Here is a 12,728-nt window from a genome sequence, read left to right on the forward strand (position 1 = left end):
TCTTACAATAAGGTTTATAATGAAATTGTCCACAATTTATAATGTTAGGAGGTATTATAAATGAATCGAAAAGTTAGAGCTGCCCAGTATGGCTGCGGTAAAATGAGTGTTTACCTTATGCGCTATCTACTGGAAAAGGGCGCGGAAATCGTAGCGGCCTTTGATGTTAATCCTGCCGTTATCGGCAAGGATATCGGTGACATTATCGGAGGAGATAAGGTAGGCGTAATTGTTTCAGATGCTAAAGACGCCGGCCGGATTTTAAAAGAGCTTAAGCCTGATGTATGTGTAGTAGCAACAATGAGTACAATGGCGGATATAAAAGATGCATTCACAATTTGTGCCGAAAGCGGAGTAAATGCCATTTCCACATGTGAAGAAGCTTTATATCCATGGAACTCTTCACCGGATATTACAAAAGAGCTTGATGCGCTTGCCAAGAAAAACGGCTGTACTTTAGCAGGAAGCGGTTACCCCGATATGTATTGGGGTGTGCTTATTGATACCCTTGCAGGCTCCATGCATAAGATAACAGGCATAAAAGGAAGCAGCAGCTACAATGTTGAAGACTATGGCATTGCTTTGGCAAAAGGCCACGGCGCAGGATTAACCATAGACGAATTCACCAAAGAAATCGGCAATTATAACGATTTATCCTCTGATGAAATTAAAAAGCTTGTTGAAAGCGGCTCTTATATTCCAAGCTATATGTGGAACCAGAACGGCTGGCTTTGCAGCAAAATGGGCCTTACCCCTATTTCTCAAACTCAGATATGCGTTCCCACAACCCATAGCGAAGATTTGCATTCCGAAACCTTAGGTATGACCATAAAAGCCGGAGATGCAACAGGCATGTCTGCAATTGTTACTACTAAAACAGCCGAAGGAATTACCCTCGTAACAGAATGCATCGGAAAAGTATATGCGCCCAATGAATTTGATAAAAATGAATGGACATTTTACGGTGAACCTGAAACCACCAATATCTGCAATAGGCCCGCTACGGTAGAGCTTACATGCGCAAATCTCGTAAACCGTATTCCTGCTCTTATAAACAGTGCTCCAGGATACATTTCTACAGACAAGATGCCGAATAACCGTTATCTTGTAAGGCCCCTTAATGAATATGTAATCGGATAATAAATATATAAAGCCCTAAACCAAGCTCTTACAACAGAGATTGATTTAGGGCTTATTTTTTAGGCTAAAGTAAAATAATTTGCTTATAGTAAATTTAAAGTTAAATAGTAGCAAAACCGTATCGTATATTCACGAAGGCTCAAAAAAGTACCGTTTCCGAAGGAAATCCGTTTTTTTGAGCCTGCCGGGAAAGGCTTTTGCTGCTTCTTCATAATAAATTTACTATACAGCAACAAAGCTCTTTTTAGCTTTGCTGACTATAAGCGGCTTAATATAAGCGCTTCTATTATATTTAAGCCGTTTATGAAAAATAGGTTTTGTTACTGCCTTAAAGCTGTTTTACTGTATTAGGACGTGTTCCCACTATATAAATATGCAGATAAAATGGGCGGTATTTAGCCAAACAAGGAAGCGTTGACGACGCATACTGGAAGGAGTCTGCTAGGAAACGCTGACATAGTATGGCTAAATAGCGCCTTTTTAGATGCTTGCTTAGATTAGCGGGAACACACCCTAGGTTTTATACCGGAGTATCTCTATGCAATATAAGTTTATATGCCCTTTGTTAAAAGTGCCATCCCATGATAAGTTAAAATTAAACCTACAAGGCATGCTAAAAGAGGTGCTGCAATATTAGCCCATTTCGTAATCTTTTTGTTTATAACCCTATAAAGATAATCAAATTTATCCTGTGCCTTTATATAAACAAAATATAAAATAATCAACGGCATTGTATATATGATGTTATATATAACAAGTATGAAGGATAGCTGTAAAAAGGTAAGCTTATAATTAAAAAGAATAGCCAGAAAAGCAAAATACGGTAAAGCCGTTGTCAGTTCAGAAATTGTTGCACCGATGCCTAAGGCCATTAAAGCTCTGGGCGATACGGATTTTATTTTAACAGATGTTTCTTTTATAGATTCTGTTATTTTATCCCCCTCTTTTGCCACAGCGCTTATATGCTTTTTAAGGGTCTCTATTTTGTTGTTTTGAATTAAAAGCCCCGCCCCAATGAGAAAGCCTATGCCAAGAATGATTTCCGCAATAAATAAGACTTGCCCATACTCTTCTATAAACATGCTTAATATTTTTCCAATAAAAGATATAAGCCCGAAATATGCAAGAAAACCTCCTATAAGATTTGTAACACCTGTCGGTATAATAAAATACCAAATATCCTTTGGTTTTTTGACCATTCCCTGCAATACGAATTGCTGAGTAATGGCAAAAGGGTTAAGGCTGTCGGCTGCACTTGTTAAAACAGTTGAAATTAATAATCCCCACATGTAGTTTCCTCCTTATTTTTAAGCAAAAAAATAAGCCTAGGAGTTTCAATAACTCCTAGGCTTTTATCCCACCGTGTACACAATATAAAATTGTGCGTTTTCTCTCGGACCAGACTAATAATTTATATTACGGAACCCTAGAAAACTAAATAAGTATTCTGATGTGCTGTTATCATATCAAAAAGTCTGTAATCTGTCAACATTTCCGTATCTTTGTAAATCAACAAAGAGAAATTACCCGCAAATTAAAGTAATATTTATTAATCCCTTTCCAAGAAAGCAGTCATAAAGCCCTTTTATTACTATATGTTTTCTTAAACGGGCTGGCATGCAGGGCAATAATAAATAGAGCCGCCCATATAAGTTTCTTTTACAATTTGTCCTCCGCAAAGGGAGCATCTGGAAGAAAGTGTGTTTTTAGATAATTTAACTTCGTACCCTCCTTTATTTCCGAATATATCCTTTTCAGTATTTCTTCCCCCAAGCTCCGTCATCTTTTTAAGTACAGAGATAATAGAAGAATACAGCTTATCCTCTTCAATCTTGCTTAAGGTTTTAATTTTTCTTTTAGGATGGATTCCCGCCTCAAATAAAATATCCTGCAAAGACCCGTTTCCAATCCCCGGAAACCGCTGTTCCGTGGCAAGAAAAGCTTTTGCGCTTAAATTCGGTTTTGCTTCTAAAAGCTTACTTCTATAATGGGCTTCAAAGCCGTCTGAAAAAGGAGAAATGCTTTCTCTGCTTTTAACATAATATTCATTGTCGTAGTTTCCGTCATGAAGCATAATGGCGCCATACATACTTACTGTAAAACATAATGCCGTTTCATCATCAAATTCTATTAACAGCTGATAGTTTTTAGGTACATCTTCTTGTTTTACAAGCCTTATATTAATTCCATCGTTAAAGCACAGCCGCTTTCCGTTATCAAAAATCATCTCTACATAAATGCCAAAGCCTTCGGCAGATTGAACCTTGCTTTTCTTTATATGGGAATCGTACTGCGCAGGCTCGCAGGAATACCAGCAAAATTTATGCTCCTTTGTGGGGGGCAGAACCTGCTTTATTACTTTACCAGCTATATTATCTTCTATCTGCTTTGATATATTGATTGTTTCCGGCAGTTCCAGCATTGTTTAAACCTCCTTTATATTTATATTAAATTTTTTGTAATTATAACATAAATGCAGGGTTACTCCTACAGAAGCATTTAAAAAACACATTAGATGTTTTAAATTCTTTTCATACTAAACTATATAAAAAAATCACCGGTTTTTCCGGTGATTCTAAGATAAGTATTAAACTGTGGCAATGGCCTCTATCTCTATAATAGCGTCTTTAGGAAGCTTTGCTACCTGATAGCAGCTTCTTGCAGGAGGATTTTCTGTAAAATAAGTACCGTATACTTCGTTAACTTCGGCAAAATCAGTCATATCCTGAAGGAAAACAACTACTTTAACAGCCTTTTCCATGCTTGAGCCGGCCTCTTCAAGGATAGCTTTCACATTTTCAAGGGCCTGCGCGGTCGCTTTTTTAACGTCTGTATACATTTCTCCCGTAGCAGGGTCTACAGGAAGCTGACCTGATGTAAAAATAAGTTCGCCTATTTTTATTCCCTGAGAATAAGGGCCGATGGCTCCCGGAGCATTTTTTGTTGCAATAATTTCTTTATTCATTTGTATTTCCTCCTTAGTGAATGTAATATATTATACATTTTCAAAGAAAATGCCTTATAGTAAATCCTCTTTATCAAAGAAGATTTTATATAACAAGTATAAATATATAAAGGAAATTTTAAAAAAGCTTTTTTCTGGCCATGAAAAGAGCCGCAGCAACACAGCATATAGCCGCAACGCCCATAATCAGCCAGAAAGCATATGGGTGGGCAGCAAGAGGCATATTGACTACGTTCATTCCGTAAAAGCTGGAAATCATGGTTGGTATTGCCATTACTATCGTTACTGAGGTTAAAAGCTTCATCACAATATTAAGATTATTTGAAATAATAGAAGCAAAGGCATCCATGGTTCCTGATAAAATATCGCTGTATATTTTAGCCATTTCAATCGCCTGCTTGTTTTCTATAATCGTGTCTTCAAGAAGCTCCTTGTCCTCAGGATATTTCTTTATTAAATCAAGCCGTAAAAGCTTTTCCAAAACAATCTCATTGGACTTTAACGAAGTAGAAAAATAAACAAGGGATTTTTCAAGGTCCATAAGCTGTATTAATTCCTGATTTTTCATGGATTTGTGAAGCTCTGTTTCAATAAGGCTGCTTTTTTTATCTATTTGCTTAAGATACTGAAGGTAACTTGTAGCTGTTCTATACAAGAGCAAAAGTATAAATCGTGACTTTTTATAAGTAAAAAATGTTTTTACAGCACCTTTTATAAAGCTGTCTATGATATTGCTTTCCTGAAGGCATACGGTTATTATCGCTTTGTCACTGTAAATAATACCTATAGGAAGCGTCTCATAAGTTCTTGAATTTCTCGTTTCAGTGATAAAGGGTATGTCTATTACGATAAGGTATGAATTTGTATCCTCATCGTATTCTATTCTTGAGCGTTCTTCTTCGTCGGTAGCGGCGCTTATAAAGCTTTGGTCCACTCCGGCCATTTGGCTCACATGCCTTATTTCCTCAAGTGTGGGGCTGATTAAATTAATCCATGAGCCCTCTTCTATTGTTTCAAGCTTTTCAAGCCCTTGGGGGCCTGATTTATAAATATCCATCATATTAACCACATCCTCGCTAAAGGACAGCGGCTAAAAAGGATTTATAGCCCTGCCCTTTGTTTTTTTATTAAGTATCAGAGACCGGCAGCACCGTCGGGGAGGCAAGTCCATAAATCCACTTCCTTTTTAAGTATAATAATAAAGCAAAACAACTTTAAGATAGTGACAAAACCCTATTTTTCATAAACAGCTTAAATATATAAAACCGCTATATTTAAGTCATTCAAAATATACGGTTTTCGTTACTGTAATTAATTTGTTTTACTATAAATACCTTCACTATTTAGTTTAACCTAAATAATACGCTTAATCAACTAATTTATATATTAAAATATCTAAAATAAATATGAAAAAGTTTACATACTTTAAACAAAAAATTTTTAAATAAATACTCTAATTTCTCTGATATAATACTAGACTTGTGCATTTTTAAGCATAATTTTATCATTTCGACATCCAAATGGGCTTTTCATGCAGAAATTACTATAAACTTTCTGCCTTTTTTGATATATTATAATAAAAACTCTTACATATTTTATAATAAACGCAAACACTTATTTATAATTTATTTTTAAAAAATCAATTTTTTATGATTTTACAGCGCAAATGTGAAAGGAATGAAAACATGACTTTTCCAAAGCTTTTTACCAAAGGGACAACCCTTTAGAAACCCTTGATTTTATAAGCTTTGTATGGCTATATTAAATTTTAATATATATGTATGTTTTTTTACTTGACATTGAAATCTGTTTATGGTTTAATATCAATGTTTAGAATCCCTAAACTTTAGGTTTAGTTTATTAAACGGTTTTGTAGGTGATATAGATATGCAAATAGGAGAAAAAATCAAACAGCTACGGATACGAACTAATTTAACCCAAGAAGAGCTTGCAAACCGCGCAGAGCTTTCAAAGGGCTTTATATCTCAGCTTGAAAGAGATCTTACAAGCCCTTCTATCGCTACTCTTGTAGATATATTAGAGTGCCTTGGAACGAATTTAAGAGACTTTTTCAACGAAACCACCGACGATAAAATTATTTTTGAAAAAGATGACGTTTTTATTCAGGAAAATGAGGAGCTTGGCCACAGCATCACCTGGATTATCCCAAACGCCCAGAAAAACCGTATGGAACCTATTCTCATGCGGCTTCAGAAAAACGGACAGTCGAGTATTTACAGCGCCCATGAAGGCGAGGTTTTCGGTTATATTATGCAAGGTTCCGTAACTTTGCATATAGGAAGCCAGAAGTTCAAGGTAAAAAAAGGCGAAAGCTTTTATTATAATGCAAATTCTTCTTATTATGTAGAGAATTCTTCCTCTTCGACAGAGGCAATACTTCTTATGGTATCAACACCACCAAACTTCTAAGGAGGGCTCTAGCAATGAATGATAAATTAATCGATTTAGTCAAAATCAGCAAAACCTTTACAGATGGTGTTAGGGTTTTGCATGATATTGATTTATATATAAAAAAGAATGAATTTCTCACGCTTTTAGGCCCCAGCGGCTGCGGAAAAACCACAACTCTAAGGATTATCGCAGGCTTTGAAACCCCGACAAGCGGAGATCTTTTATTTGAAGGCAAAAGCATATTGAGCCTTCCCCCATATAAGAGAAGAGTCAACACGGTTTTTCAAAAATACGCCCTTTTCCCGAATATGGATGTATATGAAAATATCGCATTCGGCCTTAAGCTTAAAAAGACAGAAAAGAGCGTTATTGACGATAAGGTTAAAAAAATACTTAAGCTTGTGAATCTTCCCGGCTATGAAAAGCGTTCCGTATCCTCTTTAAGCGGCGGGCAGCAGCAGAGAATAGCCATCGCAAGGGCATTGGTAAATGAACCGGAGGTCCTTCTTTTAGATGAGCCTTTAGGCGCCCTTGACTTAAAATTAAGAAAAGACATGCAAATAGAGCTTAAAAATATGCAGAAGCAGCTGGGTATAACCTTCGTTTACGTTACCCATGACCAAGAAGAAGCCCTTACTATGAGCGATACTGTAGCAGTAATGAATAACGGTGTGATTCAGCAAATCGGTACCCCCGTTGATATATATAACGAGCCTAAGAATGCCTTTGTAGCCGACTTCATCGGTGAAAGCAATATCCTGCCAGGCACTATGACAGAAGACTACTCTGTTCATTTTCAAGGAAGCATATTTAAATGCGTTGACAAGGCATTTCCCGATACCAGCGCAATAGACGTCGTAATTCGCCCTGAGGATATTAATATCGTAAAATCTGAAGATGCAAAAATCAAAGGCACGGTTAAAAACGTAAAATTTCTTGGTGTTCATTATGAGATGCTTGTAGAAAGCGGTGATTTTCTCTGGAAAATACAATCCACAAAGCTTAGTGAAGCAGGCTCTTTCGTAGGCCTTTCCATAGAGCCAGACTCCATACATATTATGAGGAGGTGCCCTGTTGAGAAATAAAACTGCATCTTACCCTTATATTTTATGGATGATTATATTTACTGTGATACCTATGTTTTTAATCCTTTACTATAGCTTAAGGTCTTCCACAGACCCAAATGCAGGCTTTACCCTTGAGAACTTTACAAGGGCCTTTGAGCCGACTTATCTTAAGGTTATTTTCGATTCCTTGAAGCTTGCTCTTATCTGCACGGTGATATGCTTTTTTCTGGGCTATCCCGTTGCTTATATCCTTGCCTCAAAGGAATACATGAAAAAAAGCTTTTTGCTTTTCCTTTTTGTCGTGCCCATGTGGATGAACTTTCTTTTAAGGACCTATGCATGGCTTACAATACTTGAAAATAACGGCATTATTAATACCATGCTTGAATTTATAGGCCTGCCTAAAACAAAGCTTATTTATACAGACGGCTCCGTTATTCTTGGTATGGTTTATAATTACCTGCCCTTTATGATTCTTCCTATATACACGGTTCTTTCGAAAATGGACCAGAGCATCATAGAGGCTGCCCAGGATTTAGGTGCAAATTCCCGGGAGGTTTTTACCAAAGTTGTTTTTCCCTTAAGTGTTCCGGGTATCGTCTCCGGTATAACAATGGTATTCATGCCTGCCGTTACCACATTTATCATTTCAAACCTGCTGGGCGGCGAACAATATATGCTCATCGGTAACCTAATTGAGCATCAGTTCTTAAGAGTCGGAAACTGGAACTTCGGTTCTGCCCTTGCAGTAATTATGATGATGATGATTTTAATTACCTCTCTATTGCTTTCCTTCTTTGATAAGGACGGTGAAGAAAGGAGCCTGATATGAGAAATTTAAAAAAGTTCTATCTCGGGCTGATGCTTTTATTCATGTATGCCCCCATCGTAGTTTTAATCGCCTTTTCCTTTAACGAGTCTCGTTCAAGAGGATATTGGGGCGGATTTACTTTAGACTGGTATATTGAACTTTTTCACGATAAAAGAATAATGAAGGCCCTTTATAATACTGTTGTTATTGCTCTTTTATCCTCTGCTATAGCCACAGTAATCGGCACCATTGCCTCCATAGGCATCAACGGGCTTTCAAAGGCCTCAAGGAACGTTGTAATGAATATTACGAATCTTCCTGTTTTAAACCCTGATATCGTTACCGGTGTATCCCTCATGATACTTTATATATCCGTATTTAAAATATTAGGGTTAGGCCAGCTGGGATTTATGACTTTACTTATTTCCCACGTTACATTTAATATCCCTTATGTTATACTTTCGGTTCTGCCAAAGCTAAGGCAGCTTGATAAAAATTTATATGAAGCGGCCCTTGATTTAGGCGCAAGCCCTCTGTTCGCCTTCTTTAAAGTCGTTCTTCCCGAAATCATGCCGGGGATCGTAACAGGCGCAATATTTGCTTTTACCTTATCTATAGACGATTTTGTAATAAGCTTTTTTACCACAGGCTCTGGCGTAAGCAATTTATCGGTTATTGTATATTCAATGGCAAGACGCGGCGTAAACCCCAAAATAAACGCTCTGTCTACTTTGATGTTCGTAGCTGTTCTTGCCCTTTTATATTTAATTAACAAAAGAGACGCTTCAAAGCTTAAGGAATCATAATAAGGTTATAATCTGAAAGGAATGATGAAATTGAAAGTTAAAAATGTTTTATTGGCTTTAGCGGCATCCGCCATGCTTATTTCAGGCTGCTCAGGAAATGGCTCTCCAAAGGGTTCGGAAGACGTACCTGCATCTGAGCTTGCCGGAACCTCCATCAACGTATATAACTGGGGAGATTATATAGACGAAGAGGTTCTTGATATATTTACCGAAGAAACAGGAATAACGGTAAATTACGATTATTTTGACAGCAACGAAATCATGTATGCCAAGATAAAAAACAGCGGCGCAAGCTATGATGTAGCTTTTCCGTCAGATTATATGATTACAAAGATGATTGCAGAAGATATGCTTCTTAAGCTTGATTTTAACAATATCCCTAATTATGAATATATTGATGATAAATTCAAAAACCTTGATTTTGACCCTAACAATGAATATTCCGTTCCATATATGTGGGGAACATTGGGAATACTCTATAATACAGATATGGTCGATGATGAGGTAAATAGCTGGAATATCCTTTGGAACGAAAAATATAAAGGCGAAATATTTATGTATTCAAGCCAAAGAGACGCTTTTGTTCCTGCTTTAAGGCTCCTTGGGTATTCTGTAAACACAACGAATATCGATGAATTAAACGAAGCAAAAGAGCTTCTTATTAATCAGATGCCTTTAGTTCAGGCATACGTTGGAGACCCTGTAAAGGATAAAATGATAGGAAACGAAGGCGCATTAGCCCTCGTATACTCCGGTGACGCCATCTACTGCCAGGAATATAATGAAAACCTTGAATATGTAATCCCCGATGAAGGAAGCAATGCATGGTTTGATAATGTAGTTATTCCAAGCACCGCAAAGAATAAAGCAGGCGCAGAAGCATTTATAAACTTCCTCTGCCGCCCTGATATAGCCCAGAAAAACACAGAATACATTGGATACAGCACCACGAATAAAGAAGTTGCCGAGGAACTGGGAGAAGAATTTTTAAATAATCCTGTTTACTGGCCCTCTGATGAAATCTTCGATGAACTGGAAGTATTTGTTGACCTTGGAGATTTCATTCAGGAATTTGATAAAGCATGGACAGAAGTACTTACAGCAAGTTCAAAATAAAAAAGGCCCTAGGGCCCTTTTTTATTTATTCCAAAATCATATTTATTAAAGTATTGATATGTATTTCCATTGTGTTAAGAGATTTTACAGGCAATTTAGCATCTTTAAAAAGTAAGGGCAGTTCTGTACAGCCTAAAACTATGGCCTGAATATGATTTTCTGTAACCATTCTTTCAGCAATATCCATAAAGCCTGAAAAGGTTTCCTGATTTATTATGCCAAATTCAAGCTCTGTCTCAATTTTTTCTCCAATGTATGCCTTTTCTTCTTCACTTGGCGTAAATACATTAATGTTGTTATCAGAAAACGGCTTAATAAAAAAATCACCGTCCATTGTTGCTTTCGTTCCAAGCAGACCAATGTTAGTTAACCCTTGCCTTTTTGTTTCATCACAAGCCGATTCGATTATGCTGACTAAGGGTATGGGAGATAGCGCTTTAAGCTCATCAAAAACAATATGGGCAGTATTACCGGTCATGGCAGCAAAATCTGCTCCCCCAGCCGCAAGGTTATTTATACCTTTTAAAAGATAGTCTGTTAAATTCTCATACTCTTTTCTGTCACACATCTCAAGCACATGGAAAACATTGACGCTTTCAATAATAAGGCTCGGAAAGAAAGGCTTTCCAACTCTTTTTTGAATACCATAAGCAATGTTTTTATAATAGGATATTGTAGATTCAGGCCCAATACCGCCAATTAAACCTAATTTTTTCATAAATCTTCTCCTTATCCTAAACGCCTTAAGCTTATTTTGAAGCCTTCTTTGCGCCGTTCTTCTATATCGGTAATTATAAGCCTTCCATGGCCCCTTAAAGTTATGCTGTCGCCCTTTTTGACTGCCGCTGAAGGGTTCGATATGTTTACCCAGTTTATTTGCGCCTTATCCCCTTGTATAAGCTTAAGAGATAGGCTTCTTGAAAGCAAAAAGCCTGCGCTTATTACGGCGTCCAGCCTTAAAGATGCCACATTAACCGCTGTTTCCTTGTATTCTAAAAGAGGAGGGATAAAAAACTCATCCTGCACTATAGAAGCTTCTACAGAAACCCTGCCTACACTTTTAAGCCCCATAATAATAAAATCCGAAACAGATTTATTTACAAATGCCACAGCTCTCTTTTCAAATATAAAAATATCTCCTATTTTTGCCCTGTCTATTCCAAGGCCTAATATTGAGCCTAAAAAGTCTTTATGGCTAAGGCCTTTTCCTCCTGTTTTTGAAAATATGATTTCTATTTGGTCTATAGGAAACTCTTCTTCCGTAAGCTCCTCCCAATAAGGAGAAAAACCCAGAAGCTTTCTTTCGCAGCCTTCCGCCCCGCCGAAAGATTTAACAATAATATCGGAACTTTCAGAAATTACCTTGGAAAACAGTTCGGCTTTTATAGGGTCCAAAAAATCGGAAAAAGTTTTAAAACATTTTTCCTCACAGATAAAAACCTGATTTAAAGCTTTTGAAAACAAAAGCTTCTCCTCAGGCTTTATAAATTTTCTTAATAATTGATCTCTATCAAGCATATTGATTGCTAAAAGCTGTATATAAGGGTCTGAAGAAGACCGCTTATAAGATTAATAAGCAAAATCACTATTACAGGAGAAAAGTCAAGCATCATGCCGGGACCCCCTAAAGGCGATTTGTATAAAAGCTTCCTTACGGGAGACATAAGCGGTTCCGTAAGAGCCGTTATAGTCCTTGGAATAAATGAATCCCTGTTAATAGGCAGCCAGCTCATGATGCAGCTTATTAATATAAGAAAATCCAGCAGATTCGCAAACTGCCCGATAGACCTTGCTAAAATATCTCTCATTTAATGAGCCCCCGTCTATTTAAATGCTGAATTCAACCATGAGGAGGAAAGCCCGAAACTTCTTATCTCTTCATTTATTTCCGATGAGACCGCACCTGTTATCTCAACGCCTCTTGGAGCAATTACAAACATATCGTTACTTAATCTTCTGATGTTTCCGTCAAGAGCATCTACAGAGCCGCTTAAGAAATCGGCAATTCTCTGAGCATCAGCTCCGTCAACGCCTTCAAGATTAACCACAGATATGATATCGCTTTTTGTATTGTCTATAACGTCTCTTGCATCTTCAATATTCTTAGGCAATACTATATCAATTTGAGACTTTCTGTGAAGGTCTACAACGTTTGATGAAAGGCTTCTGATATTGGAAGTTCCCCTTGCCCTTTCAGGAGCAAGCCTTGGCTGAAAGCTCTTTATTTCAGCGGTCGGCCTTTCAACTACAGGCTCGTCATATTCCTCATATTCGTCATCATAATCCATCTCATCTTCAATATCTACCCCAAGTAATGCATCTTTAAGCTTCTTAAAAATCTCAGGCATTTAAAAACCTCCTATGTACTTCAAATATAATCTTTTGTTTTAAGGCTATATCCTTGATATAAG

Annotated in this window: 14 protein-coding genes and 1 riboswitch; of the genes, 6 read left to right on the plus strand and 8 right to left on the minus strand. The window is 37.1% G+C overall.

The annotated features are described in order from the left end of the window. Nucleotides 1-60: 60 nt before the first annotated feature. A complete protein-coding gene (locus tag NBX03_RS10525) occupies nucleotides 61-1,140 on the plus strand; it encodes an NAD(P)H-dependent amine dehydrogenase family protein (RefSeq protein ID WP_250227734.1) in 1,080 nt (359 codons plus the stop codon). Between the two features lie 551 nt (nucleotides 1,141-1,691). On the opposite strand, the gene NBX03_RS10530 is transcribed toward NBX03_RS10525, so the two are convergent. The 4 genes from NBX03_RS10530 to NBX03_RS10545 form a co-directional block, all read right to left on the minus strand. Next, entirely contained in the window at nucleotides 1,692-2,429 is a 738-nt protein-coding gene (locus tag NBX03_RS10530; RefSeq protein ID WP_250227735.1) for a GAP family protein, read from the minus strand. 50 nt (nucleotides 2,430-2,479) lie between these two features. Continuing rightward, a riboswitch (guanidine-I (ykkC/yxkD leader) is annotated at nucleotides 2,480-2,581 on the minus strand. Between the two features lie 162 nt (nucleotides 2,582-2,743). Beyond that, nucleotides 2,744-3,562, minus strand: coding sequence for an endonuclease VIII (locus NBX03_RS10535; protein WP_250227736.1), 819 nt, complete (start codon nucleotides 3,560-3,562; stop codon nucleotides 2,744-2,746). Nucleotides 3,563-3,727: 165 nt separating this feature from the next. Beyond that, entirely contained in the window at nucleotides 3,728-4,105 is a 378-nt protein-coding gene (locus NBX03_RS10540; protein ID WP_250227737.1) for a RidA family protein, read from the minus strand. 118 nt (nucleotides 4,106-4,223) lie between these two features. Next, nucleotides 4,224-5,165: a magnesium transporter CorA family protein gene (locus tag NBX03_RS10545; protein ID WP_250227738.1), complete on the minus strand. Its 942-nt coding sequence runs from the start codon at nucleotides 5,163-5,165 to the stop codon at nucleotides 4,224-4,226. A gap of 827 nt (nucleotides 5,166-5,992) precedes the next feature. Between NBX03_RS10545 and NBX03_RS10550 the strand changes: the two genes are divergently transcribed. Genes NBX03_RS10550 through NBX03_RS10570 form a run of 5 tightly spaced genes read left to right on the plus strand, consistent with a single transcriptional unit; the run spans nucleotide 5,993 to nucleotide 10,317 of the window. After that, nucleotides 5,993-6,535, plus strand: a complete 543-nt coding sequence (locus NBX03_RS10550; RefSeq protein WP_250227739.1) for a helix-turn-helix domain-containing protein — start codon at nucleotides 5,993-5,995, stop codon at nucleotides 6,533-6,535. A gap of 14 nt (nucleotides 6,536-6,549) precedes the next feature. Next, entirely contained in the window at nucleotides 6,550-7,602 is a 1,053-nt protein-coding gene (locus NBX03_RS10555) for an ABC transporter ATP-binding protein (RefSeq protein WP_250227740.1), read from the plus strand. Nucleotides 7,603-7,630: 28 nt separating this feature from the next. Next, nucleotides 7,631-8,416, plus strand: coding sequence for an ABC transporter permease (locus tag NBX03_RS10560; protein ID WP_334303379.1), 786 nt, complete (start codon nucleotides 7,631-7,633; stop codon nucleotides 8,414-8,416). Further along, nucleotides 8,413-9,201, plus strand: a complete 789-nt coding sequence (locus NBX03_RS10565; protein ID WP_250227742.1) for an ABC transporter permease — start codon at nucleotides 8,413-8,415, stop codon at nucleotides 9,199-9,201. Before NBX03_RS10560 ends, NBX03_RS10565 begins: the two co-directional genes overlap by 4 nt. Nucleotides 9,202-9,225: 24 nt before the next feature. Further along, nucleotides 9,226-10,317 carry an ABC transporter substrate-binding protein gene (locus NBX03_RS10570; protein WP_250230267.1) on the plus strand — a complete coding sequence of 364 codons (1,092 nt, stop codon included), beginning with the start codon at nucleotides 9,226-9,228 and terminating at the stop codon, nucleotides 10,315-10,317. A gap of 25 nt (nucleotides 10,318-10,342) precedes the next feature. On the opposite strand, the gene NBX03_RS10575 is transcribed toward NBX03_RS10570, so the two are convergent. The 4 genes from NBX03_RS10575 to NBX03_RS10590 all read right to left on the minus strand — a co-directional run bounded on the left by NBX03_RS10575 (nucleotide 10,343) and on the right by NBX03_RS10590 (nucleotide 12,665). Beyond that, a complete protein-coding gene (locus NBX03_RS10575) occupies nucleotides 10,343-11,035 on the minus strand; it encodes an aspartate/glutamate racemase family protein (protein WP_250227743.1) in 693 nt (230 codons plus the stop codon). Nucleotides 11,036-11,046: 11 nt separating this feature from the next. Continuing rightward, a complete protein-coding gene (locus NBX03_RS10580; RefSeq protein ID WP_250227744.1) occupies nucleotides 11,047-11,781 on the minus strand; it encodes a YlmH/Sll1252 family protein in 735 nt (244 codons plus the stop codon). 62 nt (nucleotides 11,782-11,843) lie between these two features. Beyond that, complete coding sequence (locus NBX03_RS10585; RefSeq protein WP_250227745.1) at nucleotides 11,844-12,125, minus strand: YggT family protein; 282 nt, start codon at nucleotides 12,123-12,125, stop codon at nucleotides 11,844-11,846. 15 nt (nucleotides 12,126-12,140) lie between these two features. After that, the gene (locus tag NBX03_RS10590; protein ID WP_250227746.1) at nucleotides 12,141-12,665 is read right to left on the minus strand and encodes a cell division protein SepF; all 525 of its coding nucleotides are present in this window, start codon (nucleotides 12,663-12,665) and stop codon (nucleotides 12,141-12,143) included. Between the last annotated feature and the right edge of the window lie 63 nt (nucleotides 12,666-12,728).

This window comes from Anaeropeptidivorans aminofermentans (assembly GCF_940670685.1).
GTDB lineage: Bacteria > Bacillota > Clostridia > Lachnospirales > UBA5962 > Anaeropeptidivorans > Anaeropeptidivorans aminofermentans.